The sequence below is a fragment of the Halomonas sp. 111 genome (genome assembly GCF_052379685.1).
In the GTDB taxonomy this organism is placed as follows: Bacteria; Pseudomonadota; Gammaproteobacteria; order Pseudomonadales; family Halomonadaceae; genus Vreelandella; species Vreelandella citrativorans.
The window spans coordinates 1-19,429 of the sequence record NZ_JBQSYV010000017.1 but is presented as its reverse complement, the minus strand read 5'-3'; the positions used below and the strand labels follow the sequence as shown (position 1 = coordinate 19,429).

The following is a 19,429-nucleotide window of genomic DNA, read 5'->3' as shown; positions in this document are numbered from 1 at the left end:
TCCAGAGCTACGCAGATACCGCCGATAGGTTGATACTTTGAATTGGTAATTGTACGGGTAGCTTGAGAGGCGATGATGCCGCCAAATGGGCTAACGTTACGCTTTCAAGCAGGGTACGAATCGCGAGCGATACACGCTGCCAATTGTCGGCCACACCACACGTTGCGACCAACTCGCACTCTCCCTGGGCATGGCTGCACTCGGTCATCGCGACAGGGCCTTCAATCGCCGCAATAATATCCGCTGCGGTAATTTGTGACGCGGGTCTGGCAAGCCGATAACCGCCTTGCGCCCCTCGCTGTGACGCTAAAAGCCCCGCTCGGACCAACATCTTAAGCGTTTTGCTTACCGTTGGGTGCGGTAGCTGTACGTCTTCCGCCAAGTCAGCTGCCGTATGCGATGCCTCTGGGTGACGCGCAATTTGTGCCATCACAACAGCGGCGTAATCTGTCAGCCGAGAAAGCTTGAGCATAGCGACTCCCGTTAGCCAGCAAATCATCAGGCTGGCTTGCGTGTTAATTGGGTACCATTTTAGTCCTGTATAAAATCGATGTGAAGCCCTATTGCCCAATTCTTGGCAAATTGCGTCAAGTTCTGGCACGTTCGCCGCCGTTACCATCAAAAACAACAATCATTATCATTTAAGAATTTTATTGGCTATCCCACAAAAAAGCCTATCCACCAGGGATAGGCTTGTTATGGCTCAGCACCTGATTAACTGAGCATCAGGCTTTTTTAACGAATTCAGATTTAAGCTTCATGGGGCCAATGCCATCAACTTTACAGTCGATATCATGATCACCTTCAACAATACGAATACTCTTAACCTTCGTGCCGACCTTAACAACCAACGAGCTGCCTTTGACCTTTAAATCTTTAATGACGGTCACACTATCGCCGTCAAAAAGGGGGTTGCCGTTCGCATCGCGTACGCTGGGAATATCGTCAGGGGCATCGGCATCCGCCGTTTTCGACCACTCATTACCACATTCCGGGCAGACGTACTGCAAGCCGTCATCGTAAGTGAACGTTGAGGCGCAGGCAGGACAATTAGGTAATTCGTTCATCAATGGCTCCATCACAAAAACCAGCAAAGCGATGGAGCCTACACCGGTTAGGCAAAATGCTCCAGTCCAAGGGGGCATTAGCCCCGCTGGTAGGTGCCTACAAGCCGGTCAATTCCTAATACGTGCGGCTCTACCTTCTCAAATAGCGCCGCGACACTTAGACCTTTTGGCAGATCCATTGGCTGATCCAAAGCAAGCACTAAAAAGTAGTAAAGGTGCTTACCATGCCCTTCTGGGGGCATAGGACCGCCGTAGCCCTGCTTGTCGAAGTCGTTATTGCCACAAGTGCCCAGCTGAGTGTTTTCATCCAGCCCGGCAATATCGCCGGGCAGGTTATAAAGGGTCCAGTGAACAAACCCGTAGCGGCCATCTTTTACCAGCGGCGCATCGGGGTCGTGGCAAATAACCGCAAACCCTTTTGTACCTTCAGGTACGTTATGCCACTCAAGAGGAGGCGATAGATCATCGCCCTCCCCGGTATAGCGGGCAGGAATCGCCTGATGCTGCTCAAAAGCGGTGCTGGTGACTTCCATTGATGACAGAGCAAATGCCATAAGTTTCTCCCTGGTTAGCCAATCACTATGTCTACAGAGTGGTAGTAAATATCCAAGGCATCAACGTTAATTCAGATAACCCGCGTTGCGTTGCCACCACTGCTGCGCAATTACCACATTTTCTGCGTTGCTCTCGGGGCTTAGCACGGAGGGTAGCTGCACATAATTCCCACCGGTTTTAGACGTTAACAGCGGATCTTGTGTTGCCAGTTGAAGCGCGTAAAGCACCAGCATTTGTTCGTACTCATCCTGGGTATTCAAGCGCGCATACAAAAGTGGCACTGCGGGTAAGCCAATATCACCTAACCGCTCAGCGGCAATATAAAAGGTCCGGCGGTTATCCTGGTCGCCGTAATAGGAAACGAAGCGGCGATCAGAAAGCCGGCTCACATAGTAAGCGGCCTCTTCTTCAGGGCTCATGTACAGCGGCGGCACCCAGTCAGTCGCCGATACACTGCTGGCACTTGCAACGGGTACTGCCTGAACAGGCTCATCATTCGTTTGAGGTGCGGTCGATGTCGTCCTGTGTTGCTTGCCTGCACACCCTGCCAATAGCACACTCCCAAGTAGCAGGACACATAACATGTTTTGCTTTATTTTCATGTTTCCTATGGGCTCCCCATGCAAATTACCACCATCATTTTTAAGACCAGCGACCCTGCTGCTTTAAGCGTCGTTTTACCCAGCCATCATAGAGCTTCCTTAACCCTGGTTTAATCACCGGCAGACCGATCAACCACGCAACCGGGCGTAAAAAGACAACCCGAGCCATTAACAGACGATAGGCATCAATGCCTTCTACTATATCCCCATCAGCCCGCTCAACATGCAGCGACTTTAACGCAGTGTCAGGTTCTATACCCTTCTCTTGCAGTGTATGCCGGTGCTCACTGACATCACACCAACGAATATCGCTTGCCCCCTCGCCTGCCCAACGCTCATAACGCTGCCTGTCTTTGCGGCAGCGGGGACAAACCGCATCGTAGTAGACCTTAATTGTGTTGTCAGTGGGCATATAATACTCGGAGCGGACATTGAGGGGGTAAGTGTGGCACGTCGACGGCTCGACGCAACGCTAGTGATCCATCAGAGTAAGCGCAGCGTCTTTATGCATCGCAACATGATCGGTTTTGTCGCTTTTGATTTCATACTGCGGCTCCTCCTCACTGGCATAACGGTGATGACCTTTGTAGGTCGTATCCTGCGTATGTACGCGAGTGATATGCCCGCCTACATAGCCAGCCTCTGAGTTCCATTTTACGTGATCGCCCACCTTGAAGCGCTTAGCCATTCTTCACTCCTATTGTTTTCCACCTCTATCGTTCTCCCCCCCCTATCACTCCCCATCCCTATCACTCTGTACTCACTCATAGCGCTAAGTATTCACCTGTGACGACACATAAGAGCCAGGTTGCTACTCTAGCATCCGGTAAACGCGCCACTTTAAAGAATGGCTGCTTGCCTTTGCGTGTCCTTACTTCATTAGACAAGAGGCTGCCATGGCGGAATGCAAAAAACTGCTGATCATTGCACATGCACCTTCCGAGAACACACAAAAGATGCTGGAGGCTGTGGTGCACGGCGCGTCCCACCCTGACGTGGAAAAGGTGGTGGTAACATCGCTCACCCCGCTTGAAACACAACCGGACGATATTCTTTCAGCCGATGCGATTATTCTCGGCACCACTGAAAACCTGGGCTATATGGCAGGGTTAGTGAAGGACGTATTTGATCGATGCTACTACGCCTGCCTTGATAAAACCGAAGGTTTACCGTTCGCGTTTTATATTCGGGCAGGCCACGATGGCACCGGCACTCAGCGTGGCATTGAGAGCATTACCACCGGGCTGCGCTGGCGACTCATACAAGAGCCACTTATTTGCCGAGGCGACTTTCAGGCAGGTTTTATCGAGCAATGCGAGGAGCTGGGGCTATCCGTGGCTGCCAGCCTGGAGGCTGGGATTATTTAAGGCGAAAAAAAACGACACCTTGATAGGTGCCGTTTATCAGTGCATAAGGCTGGTTACTTCAAGCGCTCAAATACCGTCGCAACCCCTTGCCCCATACCAATACACATGGTGGCCAGGCCCAACGTGGTGTCGCGCTGTTGCATAACGTTGAGCAGCGTGGTGCTGATGCGTGAACCGGAACAACCTAGTGGGTGGCCCAAGGCAATCGCACCACCGTTTAAGTTAACCTTTTCGTCCATGGCCTCCAAAAAGCCCAGGTCTTTTAATACCGGCAGACTTTGCGCTGCAAAGGCTTCGTTAAGCTCGACAGTCTGGATATCATCCGACGAAAGGCCTGCGGCTTTCAGCGCCTTTTTAGAAGCTGGCACCGGGCCATAGCCCATAATCGATGCATCGCACCCAGCTACACCTGTGGAGAGCACTTTAGCGATAGGCTCAAGCCCCAACGCTTGGGCGCGCTCGTAGCTCATGATCGCCATGGCGGAAGCACCCACGGAAAGCGCGGACGACGTGCCTGCCGAGACGGTGCCGCTACGCGGATCAAACACCGGCTTAAGCTGGGCCATGGACTCAAAGCTTGCATCAGAGCGGATCACTTCATCGCTCTTGAACAGCACTTTAAAGCCGCGCTGGTCATGGCCTTCAACACCGACAATCTCGTTATCGAAGTAGCCTTTCTCCATTGCTGCCTGAGCACGCTGGTGCGAACGCACGCCAAACCGGTCCTGATCTTCCCGCGTAATACCGTGCATCTTACCTAGTAGCTCGGCGGTCAGCCCCATCATCATGGAGGCTTTAGCGGCGTATTTACTAATCGCAGGGTTTACATCAACCCCATGCGCCATGGGCACATGTTCCATGTGCTCTACACCACCAATGATGTAGAAATCGCCCATGCCCGCTTTGATATTCGCCGCCGCAATATGCAGCGCAGTCATGGAGGAGCCACACAGACGGTTAACGGTTTGCGCCGGTACCGAGCGTGGAATGCCGGTCATGATCGCCGCATTGCGAGCAATGTTCATGGCTTGTTCAAGGGTCTGGTTAACGCAGCCCCAAATCACATCATCTACTTCTGAAGGGTCTAGATTGGGATTACGGGTAAACAACGCCTGCATGACAGCAGCGGACAGGTTTTCCGCTCGAACGTTACGAAATGCGCCATGTTTGGCTTTTGCCATGGCGGTACGCACACCGTCGACCACCACGATATCTCTGGGATTCAAACTCATCTTATTTCTCCTGTTCGCGGTGACTTAGGCCTGACCGGGGGCGGGATAAAACTGCTCATTGTTCTTCGCCATTTGGCGCAGCTTTTCAGTCGGCGCGTACAGCGGGCCGAGCTCTTCAGCCAATCCTTCCGCCAGTTTGACGAACTCCGCCACGCCCATGGCGTCGATATAGCGCAGCGCGCCACCGCGGAAAGGCGGGAAACCAATACCGTAAATCAGCGCCATATCCGCTTCGGCAGGCGTATCAACAATATTGTCTTCCAGACAACGAACCGTCTCCATGCAGAGCGGCACCATCATGCGGGCAATAATATCCTCGTCGGAGAACTCTTTTTTGTCGCTAACCACTTCCTCGATTAACGCGTAGGCCTGCTCATCCGTTACTTTTTTGGGCTTGCCTTTTTTATCCTCTTCATAGGCATAAAAACCCTTGGCGTTTTTCTGGCCCAGGCGCTCGTTTTCGTACATCACCTGGATTGCCGTTTTGCCTTCACGCGCCATGCGGTCCGGGAAGCCTTCCGCCATGACGTCATTAGCGTGAACCGCCGTATCCATACCGACCACATCCAGCAGGTAAGCAGGCCCCATCGGCCAGCCAAACTTCTCCATGACCTTATCAACACGCTGGAAGTCGGCACCCTGCTCGACCAGGAAGCTGAAGCCGCCGAAATAGGGGAACAGCACACGGTTTACTAAAAAGCCGGGGCAGTCATTCACCACAATGGGCGTTTTCCCCATGGCGCGAGCGTAAGCCACCGTCGCCGCAACGGCTGCGTCAGAGGTTTTTTCACCGCGAATAACTTCAACCAACGGCATGCGATGCACAGGGTTAAAAAAGTGCATGCCACAGAAATTTTCAGGGCGCTTCAGATTCTGAGCCAAGCGGTTAATCGAAATGGTCGATGTGTTGGAGGTCAGGATTGTATTCTCTCCTACCTTCTCTTCGACTTCGCTGAGCACCGCACCTTTTACCTTGGGATTTTCAACAACCGCTTCAACCACCAAATCAACATTGCCGAAGTCGCCGTAGGAGAGCGTGGGGCGAATATTGGTCAGCTTTTCTGCCATTTGCTCACTGGTGAGTTTTTTACGCTCAACCTGCTTGGCGAATAGTTTACGGGACTCTTTCAAGCCCAGTTCAATGGCTTCATCCTTGATGTCTTTCATCAAGATAGGCGTGCCTTTAGAGGCGCTTTGGTAAGCAATACCACCGCCCATTATACCGGCACCCAACACGGCCGTTTGCTTAACAGGCTGTGCCTGCTTTTCATACTTGCTGGCTTTCTTTTTGACGACCTGGTCGTTCATAAACAGACCGACCAGGTTAAACGCCACGCTGCTTAACGCAAGCTTGGCAAAGGCTTTCGCCTCAATGGCCTGGGCGCGACTGCGCTCTTCACCCGCACCTTTTTGAATAACCTTGATAGCTTCAATAGGCGCTGGATAGTGAGGGCCCGCTTTGCCGGCGACATACCCTTTGGCCGTCTCAAACGCCATCATTTGTTCGATAGCATTGAGCTTTAAGGGGCCTTTTTTCTCTGCCCGGCGCGCCTGGTAATCAAGCTCGCCAGCGTTAGCGCGGTCGAGTATGTCTAGCGCCGCCTCCTCTAGCTGCTCGGGCGTGACCACGGCATCGACAGCGCCGACTTTTAGCGCCGCATCGGCGCGGTTTTCAGTGCCACCGGCAATCCATTCAATCGCATTGTCAGCGCCAATCAAGCGTGGCAAGCGTACACAACCACCCCAGCCCGGCAAAATGCCCAGTTTGGTTTCCGGAAGTCCAATTTTAGCTTTTTCGCTCATCACGCGAAAATCAGTGGTGAGCAGCACTTCGCACCCGCCACCCAAGGCAAGGCCATTAATAGCGGCAACGGTTGGAAAAGGGAGATCTTCAATCGCATTAAATATCTCGTGCACCTTGAGGTTCATCTCCTCAAGGTACGCTTCACCTTTAGTGAACAGGCTGTGAAACTCGGTGATATCCGCCCCGACAATGAACGCGTCTTTGCCGCTGCCAATCACCAGGCCCTGCAAGTTATCTGCCGCCTGAAGAGCGCTAACAGCCTCTCCCAGTTCGGTAACAACAGCGCTGGAAAGCTTATTAACGGACTCATCTTTTAAATCAAAAATAAGCCGCGCGATGTGATGGCCACTCAGGGTGTCACGACGCTCCACCGTGATGGCATTGCCTTGATAGATCATCCGTGCTCTCTCCACAGGTTTGAACTGGCGCTCCTGTCAGCAGACTCTTGCAGCAAGTTTTAGCGACAAGTCCCTGGCTGGTTCGCCAGCATTTCATACGGTCGTTTGATAGCGTTAGCTTGGTTGAGTTATCCAACAACGTCAAGCCCTGACTTTTGGCTAATCCCTGCCAAGAAGTACACTTTCTCATCACCTAAATATTCCGTTATTAAGGACACATTAAGACGATTACCTACTGGGCATCGACTTTTTTCAGAAACCCATGGATCATGATTTTTTTCACTATGGGTCATATATTCATGGGCGCCCTATTAACACCGACGCGCATAAAAGCCATTCAGCACTTTACCGAACGCTTAGTGGAGCGCATTAAACCCTGGAGCTGGCTATGGCCGCCCATGGCATTTTCGGCGGGAGTAGGCAGTTTTTTTCTGGTCGACCGTCAGCAGTGGCTAGGTGCGGCGCTAGCGCTGGGGCTGCTATTTACCTGGACGTTGCTGCTTTCTGAAAGTTTAATTGGCCGCTGGCTGGCCAAGCGCGGCCACCCTACCCTGCACCGTGGCGCCACTACGTTTATTGCCCAAATGATTCACCAGGAGACGCTGTTTTTTACCCTTCCGTTCATTTTAATTACGACGGTATGGAACAGCGGACAAACGCTATTTGCTCTCCTGGTCATTGGCATGGCGCTGTTATCAATTATCGACCCGCTTTATTACAAGGTAGCTGGCCGCTGGCGCAGTCTCTATTTTATTTTCCATGCGCTGTGCGTTTTTTTGGTGATGCTGGTAACGCTACCGATCATGCTCCATCTCACGACCGGACAAAGCCTTTTATTAGCAATGTCCTTGATGGTACTGGTAGCGCTTCCCAGCTTTTGGCATTTACTCAAGCAGCGCTCGTTAAAACGCTGGTGCCTATTTCTAGGGCTAACGCTTGCACTTGCGTATGCTGCCTGGATAGGCCGTATTTGGGTGCCGCCCGCAAGCCTTTGGTTGACCAGCAGTGCGCTCTCCCCTTCGCTTGATATTCAGCAGCGAGAACCGCAGGGTTCCATTGCGCTGACGCCGGATGCTATTCGTGAAAACGGCCTTTATGTGTATACCGCGATCCGTGCCCCACGAGGATTAAGCGAAACTATTTACCACGCCTGGCGTCATAACGGTGAACCGTTAGATACCGTCCGGCTGGACATTAGTGGTGGGCGTGAACAGGGTTATCGGGCATGGAGTCATAAGCTTAACTTTCCTGCTGACCCATCAGGTGACTGGCGAATAGATATCATGACGGATAGTGGTCAACGCGTGGGGCTGATTCGTTTTACGGTATCGGAAGACTTACAAAAGGCCTCTAAAGCCGATAGCGCTATTCGCGCCAGCGGTTTAAGCAGACTTGATTTGCGTCGTTTTGTGCCAGGAAGCAGTGAACGTTCTGACACGCCGACAAGCGACTAAGTCCGCCTATGGCTTGCAATCCAAGCCATAGCTAATGACAATCTATCCTCCCACTTTTTGGTAGCGAGTTGCCCATGGCTTCATCGATTGGTTTTCGTCTTGCACGCCTGCCGCATTTGTGGCGCTCAATTTTGGATCGTAGGCTCGCTCCTTTGGGGCTTACCCAAACGCGCTGGGTCACGCTTTATCATATCTGGCGCTTGGGTGAGGGACATCCCCAGTGCGACCTGGCGCGAGTGATTGGTGTTGAGGCCCCTTCACTTGTTCGTACACTGGGCCAACTTGAGGAGCAGGGTCTGGTTGAGCGACGCGCTTGTGATAGTGACCGGCGCAGCAAGCGTATTTACCTTACGCCAGCAGCAATGCCGCTTTTAGAAAAAATTGATGCGGTGGCTACCCAAGTCCGTGAAGAGTTCTTTGTCGGGCTTGGTGAGCGTGAGCTTGAACAGCTCAATGAATGGCTGTCAATAATTGAATCAAACGGGCTAGCCATTCAAGCGCGCGAGCAAGACCCCCCTACTGCTTAGATGCTCACCTAGCGGTGATGCGCACCGTCTCGATTATCCAACGGCTTGCCTAGCGGCTGGTCCGACAAACCGCTTAGCGCGCCCTTTAATTGCTTTACGTCTGCAAGATAAGTGGAGAAACGCTCGGCGGTTTGCGACTCCCACCACCAAAGCGTTAGCGCATAAGGCGTCGATTCAATCACTAGTGCATCCTGAGGCAACCGCTCCAAGAGTGCTTTTAACGGCGCACTGGCACTTTCAGGTAAATCGCGCAACGGTGCAATACGCCAACGCCAGCCAGCATAATAGGGCTCTAGTGCGGCACTGGCATTGCTGTCCCGTAGCAGCACAAAGTCCGGGCCTGGCGCATCCTGAGGATAGTGCCAACGATAAGCGGGCATGGTGCCCCTAAAATGGTGCAGCGGGGGTTTTTCCATTTTAACACTGACCCCTTGTTGCTTAGCACCGTTACGTAACGCCATTTGCCTTACCTGACGCGGGCTTGGCTTGAGCCACATGACCGGCGCCATCACAAATAACAATACAAAAATGATAATTAACCATACCATCACTGCTTCCACCCTATTTCAGTCGTACGCTGTTAACACGTTTAAAAAACCATGACGCAGATCGTTGTTAAGATTGTCCATGCAGCTTAAAGTAAAGGTTATCTAACAAAGTTTGCTTCTTTGTTAATTATCGCCAAGGAGATAAGCCATGAGCTATCACCATATTCTGGTTGCCGTTGACCTAACAAAAGATTCTCACAAGGTACTAGAGCGCGCGATCGTTATCGCTGAGCGCAACAATGGTGCCAAAATCTCCATTATGCATACCCTTGAGCCTTTGGGTTTCGCCTATGGAGGTGATATCCCGATGGACCTTACCAGCATTCAAGACCAATTGGATGATCATGCCAAGCAGCGCCTGGCTGAAATTGCGACCCCTCATATCGACAAGGCCGACCAGCACGTAGTGGTGGGCATGCCCGACACGGAAATTCATCGCTTCGCGGATGAACATAACGTTGATTTGATTGTGGTTGGCTCCCACGGAAGACACGGCTTTGCCCTGCTACTGGGTTCAACGTCAACAGGCGTGCTGCACGGCGCGCAGTGTGATGTGCTCGCCGTACGGGTTGGCAAAAAGGGCGAGAGCAGCGACGAATAAATATACGCGCTTATTCTCGGCGCCTGACTTGCATATCGAACGCTTCTGTTCAAAAAGCTACTATCCCCAAAGGCACCGACCAGGCGCCTTTGGGAACATACACTTGAGTTTCCGCTATTCGCCGTTGGCCATGGCTTCAAGCTCCATCCAGCGTTCCATGGCGGCTTCAAGCGCCTGCTGAGCATGCTCTAGCTCTTGTAGTTTCGCTGTTACCGCGCTGGCCTCCTGCTGATAAAACGCGGGATCGCCTACCACTTGCTCCAGCGCTTCGACATTGGCTTCAAGCCGCTCGATGTCGGCAGGCAATGCATCCAGTTCGCGCTGAAACTTATAGGAGAGCTTGACGGTTTTTTTAGCGGGTTCTTCAGGTGCCTTCTCAGGTGCTTTTTCTACCGCCGCGCTGGTGGGCTCGGTTTGTTGACGCGCCGCGCCTTCCCAAGGGGCAGGCGGTAGCTTACCGCCCTGACGTATCCAGTCGGTGTAACCGCCCACGTATTCACGGACAACGCCTTCGCCTTCAAAAGCCAGCATGCTGGTCACCACGTTGTCCATAAAGGTTCGGTCGTGGGAAACCAGTAACAGCGTACCGTCAAAGTCCAGCAACAGCTCTTCAAGCAGCTCCAGGGTTTCCATATCCAGGTCGTTGGTCGGCTCATCAAGCACCAACACATTGGCAGGCTGGGTAAACAGCTTGGCCAAGAGCAGACGATTAGACTCCCCGCCCGACAGTGCTTTTACAGGCTGACGCACGCGGTCAGGCGTAAACAGGAAATCCTGCAGGTAGCTCATGACATGGCGATCCTTGCCACCGACGCTGACTCGGTCACTGCCTTGAGCCACGTTGTCATAAACCGTTTTTTCCAGTTCAAGTCCTGCGCGCAGCTGGTCAAAATAGGCCACTTTAAGGTTCGTGCCTAGCTGTACACTGCCTTCGGTCGGTGCTAGCTCACCCAACAGAATTTTAAGTAGTGTTGTTTTGCCCGCGCCATTGCGCCCGAGAAAACCGATACGGTCGCCGCGCACGACTTCCAGGTTCACATTACGCAGAATAACGTCGTTACCAAAGCGCTGAGTCACCCCTTTAAGCTCGACTACCCGCTTACCGGTACGTTCACCACTATCAACGGTCAGGTTAGCAGTGCCTTGGCGTTCACGGCGCTGGCTGCGCTCGTCGCGCATGGCTTCAAGAGCACGTACCCGCCCCTCATTACGGGTACGGCGCGCTTTAACCCCTTGGCGTATCCAGGTCTCTTCCTGCGCCAGCTTTTTGTCGAACTCGGCATTTTCCCGCGCCTCAACTTCAAGCTCGTGCTGCTTGCGCGCCTGAAACTCTTCGTATTTGCCCGGGTAGCGGCCCAGCTTGCCACGATCAAGCTCAAGAATATTAGTCGCCAGCCTGGAAAGAAACGCCCGGTCATGGGTAATCAACAGCACCGCACCATTAAAAGCCAGAAGCTGCTCTTCAAGCCATGCAATGGTGTCCAGGTCCAAATGGTTGGTCGGTTCATCAAGCAGAAGTAAATCAGGCTCAGACACCAGCGCTCGCGCTAACGCGACCCGGCGACGCCAGCCGCCTGAAAGAGAACTCATCTCAGTTTCAGGAGGAAGTCCCAGCCGCGTTAGCACAACATCAATACGCTGATGGAACGACCAGCCATCAATCGCTTCGATGCGGGTTTGCAACGTCGCCATGCGATTCATGTCCGGGTCGGGATCGTTGATCAAGTGCTGATATTCAGACAGCAGCTCGCCCGCTTCAGGCAGACCCTGTGCGACCATGTCGAAAATAGTCATGCCCGATGACTCAGGTAACTCCTGAGCCAACACTCCAATTTTCAAGCCAGGCGCTCGCCAAACCGAGCCGTCATCAGCCTGAATATCACCCGCCACTAATTTTAAAAGCGTAGATTTACCGGTGCCGTTGCGCCCGACCAGCGCCAGCCGCTCGCCTTTTTCGACCGTAAGGTCAGCGCGGTTCAACAGTACTTGGGTGCCGTAGGCAAGTTGCAGCTGTTCGAGTCGTAACAAGGTCACGCAGTATCCTCCATCGTCGTGAGGCGCACAGTGTAACGCATGGACAGCAGTAGAGGGGAAGCTTCGCGCATTAGTCGATACGTGTGCTTAGCGTTACAATACTGGTTTGCTATTTTCGACGAAGGAGTAACGCTTGGCTTCATCGGCAGTCGATAACGTTTTACCTGAAGCGCTTCAATTTCGCCCTACGTCTCCGTTGGTCGATATTGGCGCTAATTTGACGCACGAAAGCTTTGATCGTGATCTTGATGACGTCATCGCGCGGGCTCATGCTGCTCATGTTAATACAATGATTGTCACGGGCACGGACCTGGCGCACGCCGAGCAGGCGATAGCCCTTTCCGGGCAATATCCCGGCCTTTTCGCAACGGCGGGCATTCACCCGCATGATGCCAGTTGCTGGAATGCAGACCTAGCCAACAAGATGAAAGCCTTGCACGCACATCCGAAGGTAGTCGCCGTTGGCGAATGCGGGCTGGATTTCAATCGCAATTTTTCGACGCCTGCCGAGCAAGAGCATGCGTTTGAAGCGCAGTTGGCACTAGCTGCTGAAAGCGGCCTGCCGCTTTTTCTACATGAGCGCGATGCAGGCGTACGAATGCGTGAAATATTGGCCGCTTGGCGCGATGATATCAGCGACGCGGTTGTGCACTGCTTTACCGCTGACCGCGATACGCTGCACGGCTATCTAGACCTGGATATACATATTGGCCTGACCGGCTGGATTTGCGATGAGCGTCGCGGCCATCACTTGCGCCCGCTGGTTAACGATATTCCGCTGGAGCGCTTGATGGTGGAGACCGACTGCCCTTACCTGCTGCCCCGCAATCTACCCGCTAAACTCAAAGGGCGCCGCCATGAGCCAGCGCTTCTGCCGTGGATCGTAAAAGAAATTGCCCAGTGGCGCGGCATCAGCGAAGCTGAACTAGGTAGCGCCACGACGCAAACTGCACAGCGCTTTTTCCGCCTGCCTACAGAATCTTGAAAGGAGTACGAGCGTGGCCGATTACCCAGGATTTATTGCCATTGAAACGGGCGAAGAAGATGGCCTCCCCCTTGCCATAGCCTGGTCATTGCCCGATGGACGCGTTAAGGAAACCTTGATCCAACCAGACGATAGCTGGATCAAGGAAGATACCAATGCCATGGGCGCTTACAGCATCGAGGAACTTGAGAGCCTGGGCGTTAGCCCCCTTGAGGTGATTCGCGAGCTGGAAAACGATTACTTCTCCGCCACTCTCTATACCAGCGACAATGGTGAGGATGAGGCGGCGCTGGCGCGTCTATTTGATACGTATGGGTTGGACCCTTTTGTAGAACTGGCGCCGGCATCGGTGCTCTACCCGTCTATCACACCGGGTGAATGGCACCGCCAGCGACGTGAGACATTCAGCGAGCTGGGCCTGGAGCCCATGCGCCCCGAACATGAGCTTGAGGTCATGCTGTCCTTGCACCAGCGCTTAACCGAAACGGATTAAGCATTAGCAGCCACAGGCGCTTGACCCAAGACCGCTTGGCCTTGGGTAATCGCAGCGGCTAGTGGCTCTTTGCGCTGATAAAACGACGTCAACGCCACATAAAGGGCGTTGGCGCGCGTGGGCAGGCCTTCTTGTAAATAGCGCTGCTTTCGGGCGTTTACCTTCTCCGCAAATGCGTCACGATCGACGTCAACATCGCCCCCCAGGTTGTCCACGCTGACATGAAAGATGCGTCCACACGCGTCAGCAAACAGTGACTCCAACGCCTGAGGGGCAATTTCGGCTTGCTCAAAAGCGCTCTGCTCCTGGGCATTACGCCCATCGGGCAAATACCAGTAGCCATAGTCTTCCAACTGACGGCGCTTGGCACCAGCAATACACCAGTGGCTAATTTCATGCAGGGCGCTGGCATAAAACCCACGGGCAAAGATAATCTGATGATAAGGCGCTTCCTTGCTTGCCGGTCGATAAAGCGGCTCATCTTCACCCCGCACTAATCGGGTTTGATAGCGCGGCATAAAAATGCCGTCAAAGAGTGCAGTAATATCCTCAAGTAACCATTTGTCATCTGCGTGAACCACAATATCCTCGTTATTTAAGGCCTTTTTGCCTAGTATAACGGCCCTCGTTAGGTAGGCTGAAGTCTAAACGGCAAAAACCAGCGACTCCTGCTAATCTAGCGGCGTTTTATAGATTACTTTACTAACGGAGAGCCTTTCCTTGGCCCGCTTTGCTGACGATATCAAAACCACCTATTGGCCAGAAACCCGTGCCTTAATTTTATTGGCGCTGCCTATTTGTGGCGCGCAGCTTGCCCAGGCAGGCATGGGGGTAGTCGATGTCATGATGACGGGACGCTTTAACGCTACGTCGCTGGCAGCGGTCTCAGTAGGTACCAGTTTATGGGCGCCCTTGATGCTCTTTATGACGGGCACGCTCATGGGGCTTACCCCTATTGTCGCTTATCACCTCGGCGGACAGCGAAGCAATGCCATTCGCCCTGCGGTTCATCAAGGATTATGGGTGGCCTTGGTTCTAGGCATTATCGCCGCGATTCTGCTTAGAACCAGCGTCATGCCCATTTTCGAATTAATGGATGTACCGGCTCAAGTCGCTCAAGAATCAGCTGCTTATCTTTCAGCGGTGGCGTTCGGTATGCCCGGTATTGCCCTCTTTCAAGCATTACGCGCGTTTTCGGATGGCATGAACCATACGCGGCCATCATTGTGGATCAGTGTCATCGGTTTGCTCGTGAATATTCCGGCCAACTACCTGCTGATCTACGGCGGCGACGGGCTGGTCAATTTGTTGGGTAGCGGCGTTCCCGATATTCTGCAACAAATTCCGGCCATGGGTGCCTTTGGCTGTGGGATCGCGACGGCTATCTCCATGTGGACCATGATGTTAATCATGCTGCTGTACACTCGCCGAGGGCGTGCTTACCAAAACGTGTCGCTATGGCACCGTTTTACGCCTCCACAGCTGGCGGGTATTAAAGAGCTGATTTTTGTAGGCATGCCGATTGGCGTGGCTATTTTTGTTGAGGTGACCCTGTTCACCTTGATCGCCCTGTTTGTTGCCAGCCTGGGCGAGATAACCGTAGGTGCTCACCAAATCGCGCTCAGCTTTACCTCTATTCTGTTTATGCTGCCGCTTTCATTGAGCATGGCATTAACGGTACGCGTGGGTAATACCCTCGGCCAACATCGCCTGACACTGGCTCGCCAGGTTGCATGGAATGGTGTGGTGGTGAGCATACTGATTGCGGCGTTTAATAGCCTCTTTTTGTGGCTAACTGCCAAGCCGGTGATTGCCTTGTATACCTCGAACCCTGAGATACAGGCGCTGACCCTTACCCTCATTGCCCTTGCGGTCATCTTCCAGCTCTCTGATTCGCTTCAGGTGAACCTGGCAGGCGCGCTACGAGGGTATAAGGACACCCGCATCGTCATGGTCATTACAGTGCTGTCCTACTGGCTTGTAGGCCTTGGAGGCGGTTACTGGTTAGGTGTGCATGGTGCAAGCGGTTTAACCGAGCCTTTAGGTGTTCATGGGTACTGGATAGGCTTGATTGCAGGGCTTAGCACCGCCGCACTGTTGTTGGCCTGGCGTTTAAAATGGATTAGCCGACAGGGGTGAAAAGTGACAAACCTGTGGCTTCTCTTCGTTATGTTCACGGCAATGTCGGTTTTGACAGGTTGCAGCGATCATGAGGCAGAGCAGCCATGGGTCGCCTATCATCATCAGTTGGCCGAAGACCTGTCCTCGCCTCCGCTCGAGCGCACAGAAGTATCCAACATAGGGGCATTTCCAGAACGCCAAGAAAGGCTGATTGAGGTATCTGAAACCCGCGATGGCATACTCAATATTTACGCGTTGCGCGAGTGTCACATCACATCGCTGATTGCAGCCCGCAACAATCAGCTTGGCCGGGTTGCGCCGCCCAGCCAGCACTGGCTTTACGAGCGTGAGTTATGGCAACGCTTGGCGGCATGCCAGGAAAGCGATGTCCCAGACCGGTTAAGCGAGCGCGATAAAGAGCGCCTTGAACAGCTTACTGCTCTGAAAACAGCACAACTACCCGCTGTTAGCTGGAATGCTATTTTCGATTCTGATGAGTGGGTAAAAAGCTTCTCTCGGGCAAGCCAACCGCTAGCGATGAGTGATTTTCCAGCGATTGCGCAGCAGCTTGCCGCTGTCGATTATTTGCAACAAATGGTAGATAGCCAGTTTAGCCAAGCATGGCAGCAAGACTCCTCTCAGCTTGAAAACCACCTCAAGCACCTTCAAGAACGCCCCTTAACCGCCGAGATACTCCGCACACTGCTACTTTCCGAACAACGTTTGCAAGACGCCAGCGAGTACTTAAGCCAGCATGATCCTCACCATGAAGCGTGTTTAACAGCGTGGGACACTGAAGCACTGAACCTCCTTGAAGCTAACGCGCAACAGTGGCTACTCGCTATCAACAAGCTGATAAACAGCCAAAGCGTTGCCTTGCCAGAAGCGGTACGTGTTTACCAAACCCAATGGCTCTCGCTTGATAACGCACAAGCGCCTTGGCAGCAGTATCAGCAGGCCAAAACGCACCACTTATCGCTTAGAGAAATGCACTCAGTCTGTTTAAGCGATTAAATATTCGCCTCCCTCTTAACCTTATGGGCAACCTGTGCTATTGGTGAAGGATGCGGTAAGCATTTCTTGCTTACCAATGTCGTGGCCACGCAGCATTAGGAGGGACATCATGGGCGTATCCCAGTCACCCCGCTCTGCCCAGGTCATCGACCTGGATACCGTGCGCCTGCGTCAGCAGGCGCAAAAAAGTTTGGTTCGTTTAGCGCCCGAGTTAGACGGGTTGGAAATGGTATACCAGCTCGCTGCGAGCCCCGATTCCTATTTTGGCATGCCCATTCTGGCCTGGGGCTTAAGAGCCGATGGCCATGTTGTTGGGTTGGTGCCCTGGATGGAAACACTAACCGCCTGCCAAGAGGTGGATAGCCAGGAAAACGGCTATTTTGTTGGCTATCGCGATCCAGAAACAGAAGAGATCTTTGAGTCACCGCCCGACCACAAATATTACGAGCTGACGGCTGCCGCTGACTATTTTGAGTATGAAGCGTCGGGAGACGTTACGCTCATCCAGCAAATTCCCGATACCCTGGGCACTCATGCATTGTGCATGAATCACCCCAATGCACCGTGGCATATGAAACCCGTTTACGGATGGCGCTTGTACAGCGATGGCTCTATTGATGCCTTACTTGCTGATGAAGAAAAGGCCACAATGACACCCATTCTGTTGGGTGATAAGTGCCTCTACAGTGCACGCTCCTGCCACCCGAGCGTTTATTACTTTCAGCGCCATATCGCTAACCGTATTCTTGAGGAAGATCCCGCTACCCTTGAGACATTAGCCATGATGGTCGTGCCAGGCGATTAACGTACGAGGCGGTACACCTGTTTAATTATGCGCACCGTGCGAGGCTATTCACCATTAGTCGATTTTTTGCCGCGCACGGCTGCACATCTTTACGCTAAGCGTATAAAGTAAACGTAGCTTTCTGCTGATTCACTGCGGTCGACAAGCTCATGACCCAAAAATTGACAAAATTTAGGTACATCACGCGTGGTAGCAGGATCTGTTGCCACAACTTTAAGCACTTGACCTGAACTCATATCACGCACTTTGTTGTGCATCAGCATGATAGGTTCAGGACAATAAAGCCCTGTGGTGTCCAGAACGGTGTCGTAGTGGGGTGAGGCATCAGTCGTGTCAGCCATTCATATCCTCGGTTTAGGAACTAGATAGCATGATTAAAGTTATCATCGAACGGCGTATTATGCCTGGCCTTGAAGATGAGTATGAACAGGCCGCACGCGAAGTCATGCGTGTTTCGCTCGGTGTCAGAGGCTTTGTCAGCGGTGAAACGCTGGCACAACAAGGCCATACAGATCGACGCTTGATGATTACCAAATGGCGCGATTTACGCGCCTGGAAAGAGTGGCACGCCAGCGATGCGCGTGCCACTGCGATGCAACGTATTTTACCGCTATTAACAGAAGACGAGACGATCCGCATCTATGAAGCGGGCTATTAACACCTTAGTGGGTTAGTCTTACGTGCACAGTCACTTCTTCCCGGTCATGATAAAGGTGCCTACAGTTTATGTGGGCACCAACACCCGCGTTTTTAAGCGCTTCTTCCAATATTTCCAAACAGCGCGTTACTTCATCCCAACGTTTCTTCATAGGTAGTTTGAGGTTAAAAATAGCCTCTCTACACCATTTACGCGTTAGCCAACGCTCAACCATCGCCAGCACCCGTACGGGCTTATCCACGATGTCACATACCAGCCAATCCAAACGCTGAGGCGGCTCCCAGGTAAAGCCATCTTCTTTAAGATGATCAATTTGCCCAGTGGCCATTAGCTGCTTATCCATTGGCCCATTATCAATGGCATAAACGTACATGCCCCGCTGCACCAACTGCCATGTCCATCCACCGGGCGCGGCTCCTAGATCTGCTGCCTGCATATGCGCACTCAAGCGCTCCTCCCACTCTTCGCGTGGGATAAACTCATGCCATGCTTCTTCCAGTTTAAGCGTAGAGCGGCTTGGTGCACGCGAAGGGAAGCGCAACCGACGAATACCGTTAAGCAGCTCGCTACGATTACCGGGAAAACTTATGCCTAGCTGGGCGCGATCACCATCGGTCCAAAAAATATGTAACCGACGCCCACCTGCCTTGCCGCGTAGTGCACCGCGTTTTTTTAACATGCTTTGCAACGGCTTGGTAAGGGCTTTGATCAGGCCAACCAGCGCCTTGCCATCATTAGTATCGGGCGTTTCATGCCAGATTTCTTCAAAACTCCAGCCGCTAGCTTTAACCTGCTCTAAAATAGCGGTTAATCGATCATCTCGTGACAGGGCGAGTCCTGGTAAGGCCGCCAGGCTCTGGCGAGCAAAAATAAGCCTTTTAAAAGCCGCCCGCCGGTGCAAGTCATTAACGGGTTCATCGTCTGTTCGCGTTAGGCTGGCCCACCCTTCCCCATAAGCAGGTTCACAGGGTACCCCTTGGTGCTTTGCATGGTGCTGCATTTCTGACAGCGCATCATGTTCAAAACCAGGGCGGCAGTAAACTAACCACGATGTCGGTACCGTTTCACTCACCACTTCACCTCAAATTGCGTCTATCACCCAAAGTGACAGCCGGTTGATATAGTCGCTGGGGACGCATCATAGCATTAACACGTGCACTTTAT

23 protein-coding genes are annotated in these 19,429 nt (G+C 52.8%); 10 read left to right on the top strand and 13 right to left on the bottom strand.

Annotation, left to right across the window (positions count from 1 at the left end):
• Window positions 1-7 precede the first annotated feature (7 nt).
• The 6 genes from ACT3T7_RS13325 to ACT3T7_RS13300 all read right to left on the bottom strand — a co-directional run bounded on the left by ACT3T7_RS13325 (window position 8) and on the right by ACT3T7_RS13300 (window position 2,912).
• Window positions 8-472, bottom strand: coding sequence for an SUF system Fe-S cluster assembly regulator (locus ACT3T7_RS13325; RefSeq protein WP_172118325.1), 465 nt, complete (start codon window positions 470-472; stop codon window positions 8-10).
• Between the two features lie 253 nt (window positions 473-725).
• Entirely contained in the window at window positions 726-1,067 is a 342-nt protein-coding gene (locus ACT3T7_RS13320; protein ID WP_172118326.1) for a zinc ribbon domain-containing protein YjdM, read from the bottom strand.
• A 77-nt stretch (window positions 1,068-1,144) separates the two neighbouring features.
• Window positions 1,145-1,621 carry a YbhB/YbcL family Raf kinase inhibitor-like protein gene (locus ACT3T7_RS13315; RefSeq protein ID WP_444622490.1) on the bottom strand — a complete coding sequence of 159 codons (477 nt, stop codon included), beginning with the start codon at window positions 1,619-1,621 and terminating at the stop codon, window positions 1,145-1,147.
• Between the two features lie 66 nt (window positions 1,622-1,687).
• On the bottom strand, window positions 1,688-2,224 hold the full coding sequence (locus ACT3T7_RS13310; RefSeq protein WP_444631275.1) for a hypothetical protein: 537 nt from the start codon (window positions 2,222-2,224) through the stop codon (window positions 1,688-1,690).
• Between the two features lie 40 nt (window positions 2,225-2,264).
• Complete coding sequence (locus ACT3T7_RS13305) at window positions 2,265-2,636, bottom strand: thiol-disulfide oxidoreductase DCC family protein (RefSeq protein ID WP_444631274.1); 372 nt, start codon at window positions 2,634-2,636, stop codon at window positions 2,265-2,267.
• Between the two features lie 60 nt (window positions 2,637-2,696).
• Window positions 2,697-2,912 carry a DUF2945 domain-containing protein gene (locus ACT3T7_RS13300; protein WP_444631273.1) on the bottom strand — a complete coding sequence of 72 codons (216 nt, stop codon included), beginning with the start codon at window positions 2,910-2,912 and terminating at the stop codon, window positions 2,697-2,699.
• 208 nt (window positions 2,913-3,120) lie between these two features.
• Here ACT3T7_RS13300 and ACT3T7_RS13295 point away from each other — a divergent pair, with 208 nt between their 5' ends.
• On the top strand, window positions 3,121-3,591 hold the full coding sequence (locus ACT3T7_RS13295; protein WP_172118330.1) for a flavodoxin family protein: 471 nt from the start codon (window positions 3,121-3,123) through the stop codon (window positions 3,589-3,591).
• A gap of 53 nt (window positions 3,592-3,644) precedes the next feature.
• On the opposite strand, the gene fadA is transcribed toward ACT3T7_RS13295, so the two are convergent.
• Window positions 3,645-4,823 carry an acetyl-CoA C-acyltransferase FadA gene (gene fadA / locus ACT3T7_RS13290; protein WP_444631272.1) on the bottom strand — a complete coding sequence of 393 codons (1,179 nt, stop codon included), beginning with the start codon at window positions 4,821-4,823 and terminating at the stop codon, window positions 3,645-3,647.
• Window positions 4,824-4,847: 24 nt separating this feature from the next.
• Complete coding sequence (gene fadB / locus ACT3T7_RS13285) at window positions 4,848-7,025, bottom strand: fatty acid oxidation complex subunit alpha FadB (RefSeq protein ID WP_444631271.1); 2,178 nt, start codon at window positions 7,023-7,025, stop codon at window positions 4,848-4,850.
• Window positions 7,026-7,324: 299 nt separating this feature from the next.
• On the opposite strand from fadB, the gene ACT3T7_RS13280 reads away from it, so the two are divergent.
• Both ACT3T7_RS13280 and slyA read left to right on the top strand, forming a co-directional pair.
• Window positions 7,325-8,479 carry a DUF5924 family protein gene (locus ACT3T7_RS13280; RefSeq protein WP_172118355.1) on the top strand — a complete coding sequence of 385 codons (1,155 nt, stop codon included), beginning with the start codon at window positions 7,325-7,327 and terminating at the stop codon, window positions 8,477-8,479.
• A 74-nt stretch (window positions 8,480-8,553) separates the two neighbouring features.
• Window positions 8,554-9,006, top strand: coding sequence for a transcriptional regulator SlyA (gene slyA, locus ACT3T7_RS13275; protein WP_172118333.1), 453 nt, complete (start codon window positions 8,554-8,556; stop codon window positions 9,004-9,006).
• Between the two features lie 8 nt (window positions 9,007-9,014).
• Here slyA and ACT3T7_RS13270 read toward each other — a convergent pair whose 3' ends face one another.
• Window positions 9,015-9,554, bottom strand: coding sequence for a preprotein translocase subunit YajC (locus ACT3T7_RS13270; RefSeq protein WP_172118334.1), 540 nt, complete (start codon window positions 9,552-9,554; stop codon window positions 9,015-9,017).
• A 148-nt stretch (window positions 9,555-9,702) separates the two neighbouring features.
• On the opposite strand from ACT3T7_RS13270, the gene ACT3T7_RS13265 reads away from it, so the two are divergent.
• On the top strand, window positions 9,703-10,155 hold the full coding sequence (locus tag ACT3T7_RS13265; protein ID WP_172118335.1) for a universal stress protein: 453 nt from the start codon (window positions 9,703-9,705) through the stop codon (window positions 10,153-10,155).
• A 114-nt stretch (window positions 10,156-10,269) separates the two neighbouring features.
• Here ACT3T7_RS13265 and ACT3T7_RS13260 read toward each other — a convergent pair whose 3' ends face one another.
• Window positions 10,270-12,189: an ATP-binding cassette domain-containing protein gene (locus tag ACT3T7_RS13260; RefSeq protein WP_172118336.1), complete on the bottom strand. Its 1,920-nt coding sequence runs from the start codon at window positions 12,187-12,189 to the stop codon at window positions 10,270-10,272.
• Between the two features lie 133 nt (window positions 12,190-12,322).
• Between ACT3T7_RS13260 and ACT3T7_RS13255 the strand changes: the two genes are divergently transcribed.
• Together ACT3T7_RS13255 and ACT3T7_RS13250 are read left to right on the top strand one after the other, a co-directional pair.
• Window positions 12,323-13,174, top strand: a complete 852-nt coding sequence (locus tag ACT3T7_RS13255; RefSeq protein ID WP_444631270.1) for a TatD family hydrolase — start codon at window positions 12,323-12,325, stop codon at window positions 13,172-13,174.
• Window positions 13,175-13,187: 13 nt separating this feature from the next.
• Entirely contained in the window at window positions 13,188-13,667 is a 480-nt protein-coding gene (locus tag ACT3T7_RS13250; protein WP_172118338.1) for a hypothetical protein, read from the top strand.
• Here ACT3T7_RS13250 and ACT3T7_RS13245 read toward each other — a convergent pair.
• Window positions 13,664-14,248 (bottom strand): elongation factor P hydroxylase, encoded by a 585-nt coding sequence (locus tag ACT3T7_RS13245; RefSeq protein ID WP_193055139.1) that lies wholly within the window; start codon window positions 14,246-14,248, stop codon window positions 13,664-13,666. The two genes, ACT3T7_RS13250 and ACT3T7_RS13245, sit on opposite strands and share 4 nt — an antisense overlap.
• 139 nt (window positions 14,249-14,387) lie before the next feature.
• On the opposite strand from ACT3T7_RS13245, the gene ACT3T7_RS13240 reads away from it, so the two are divergent.
• The 3 genes from ACT3T7_RS13240 to ACT3T7_RS13230 all read left to right on the top strand — a co-directional run bounded on the left by ACT3T7_RS13240 (window position 14,388) and on the right by ACT3T7_RS13230 (window position 17,607).
• A complete protein-coding gene (locus ACT3T7_RS13240; RefSeq protein WP_444631269.1) occupies window positions 14,388-15,806 on the top strand; it encodes an MATE family efflux transporter in 1,419 nt (472 codons plus the stop codon).
• Between the two features lie 3 nt (window positions 15,807-15,809).
• The gene (locus ACT3T7_RS13235) at window positions 15,810-16,802 is read left to right on the top strand and encodes a DUF3080 family protein (RefSeq protein ID WP_444631268.1); all 993 of its coding nucleotides are present in this window, start codon (window positions 15,810-15,812) and stop codon (window positions 16,800-16,802) included.
• Between the two features lie 109 nt (window positions 16,803-16,911).
• Window positions 16,912-17,607, top strand: a complete 696-nt coding sequence (locus ACT3T7_RS13230; RefSeq protein ID WP_193056956.1) for a hypothetical protein — start codon at window positions 16,912-16,914, stop codon at window positions 17,605-17,607.
• 89 nt (window positions 17,608-17,696) lie between these two features.
• On the opposite strand, the gene tusA is transcribed toward ACT3T7_RS13230, so the two are convergent.
• Window positions 17,697-17,948, bottom strand: coding sequence for a sulfurtransferase TusA (tusA, locus tag ACT3T7_RS13225; protein ID WP_087111670.1), 252 nt, complete (start codon window positions 17,946-17,948; stop codon window positions 17,697-17,699).
• A 29-nt stretch (window positions 17,949-17,977) separates the two neighbouring features.
• On the opposite strand from tusA, the gene ACT3T7_RS13220 reads away from it, so the two are divergent.
• On the top strand, window positions 17,978-18,265 hold the full coding sequence (locus ACT3T7_RS13220) for an antibiotic biosynthesis monooxygenase family protein (RefSeq protein ID WP_087111672.1): 288 nt from the start codon (window positions 17,978-17,980) through the stop codon (window positions 18,263-18,265).
• A gap of 4 nt (window positions 18,266-18,269) precedes the next feature.
• Here ACT3T7_RS13220 and rlmM read toward each other — a convergent pair whose 3' ends face one another.
• Window positions 18,270-19,340, bottom strand: a complete 1,071-nt coding sequence (gene rlmM / locus ACT3T7_RS13215; RefSeq protein WP_444631267.1) for a 23S rRNA (cytidine(2498)-2'-O)-methyltransferase RlmM — start codon at window positions 19,338-19,340, stop codon at window positions 18,270-18,272.
• Between the last annotated feature and the right edge of the window lie 89 nt (window positions 19,341-19,429).

Excerpts from the sequence above, each read along its gene's own strand:
- ACT3T7_RS13230 (WP_193056956.1), top strand. The coding sequence starts at position 16,912 with ATGGGCGTATCCCAGTCACCCCGCTCTGCCCAGGTCATCGACCTGGAT.
- ACT3T7_RS13295 (WP_172118330.1), top strand. The coding sequence starts at position 3,121 with ATGGCGGAATGCAAAAAACTGCTGATCATTGCACATGCACCTTCCGAG.
- ACT3T7_RS13315 (WP_444622490.1), bottom strand. The coding sequence starts at position 1,621 with ATGGCATTTGCTCTGTCATCAATGGAAGTCACCAGCACCGCTTTTGAG.
- ACT3T7_RS13320 (WP_172118326.1), bottom strand. The coding sequence starts at position 1,067 with ATGAACGAATTACCTAATTGTCCTGCCTGCGCCTCAACGTTCACTTAC.
- ACT3T7_RS13300 (WP_444631273.1), bottom strand. The coding sequence starts at position 2,912 with ATGGCTAAGCGCTTCAAGGTGGGCGATCACGTAAAATGGAACTCAGAG.
- fadB (WP_444631271.1), bottom strand. The coding sequence starts at position 7,025 with ATGATCTATCAAGGCAATGCCATCACGGTGGAGCGTCGTGACACCCTG.
- ACT3T7_RS13265 (WP_172118335.1), top strand. The coding sequence starts at position 9,703 with ATGAGCTATCACCATATTCTGGTTGCCGTTGACCTAACAAAAGATTCT.
- tusA (WP_087111670.1), bottom strand. The coding sequence starts at position 17,948 with ATGGCTGACACGACTGATGCCTCACCCCACTACGACACCGTTCTGGAC.
- ACT3T7_RS13310 (WP_444631275.1), bottom strand. The coding sequence starts at position 2,224 with ATGAAAATAAAGCAAAACATGTTATGTGTCCTGCTACTTGGGAGTGTG.
- ACT3T7_RS13305 (WP_444631274.1), bottom strand. The coding sequence starts at position 2,636 with ATGCCCACTGACAACACAATTAAGGTCTACTACGATGCGGTTTGTCCC.
- ACT3T7_RS13270 (WP_172118334.1), bottom strand. The coding sequence starts at position 9,554 with ATGGTATGGTTAATTATCATTTTTGTATTGTTATTTGTGATGGCGCCG.
- fadA (WP_444631272.1), bottom strand. The coding sequence starts at position 4,823 with ATGAGTTTGAATCCCAGAGATATCGTGGTGGTCGACGGTGTGCGTACC.
- slyA (WP_172118333.1), top strand. The coding sequence starts at position 8,554 with ATGGCTTCATCGATTGGTTTTCGTCTTGCACGCCTGCCGCATTTGTGG.
- ACT3T7_RS13280 (WP_172118355.1), top strand. The coding sequence starts at position 7,325 with ATGGGCGCCCTATTAACACCGACGCGCATAAAAGCCATTCAGCACTTT.
- ACT3T7_RS13325 (WP_172118325.1), bottom strand. The coding sequence starts at position 472 with ATGCTCAAGCTTTCTCGGCTGACAGATTACGCCGCTGTTGTGATGGCA.
- ACT3T7_RS13220 (WP_087111672.1), top strand. The coding sequence starts at position 17,978 with ATGATTAAAGTTATCATCGAACGGCGTATTATGCCTGGCCTTGAAGAT.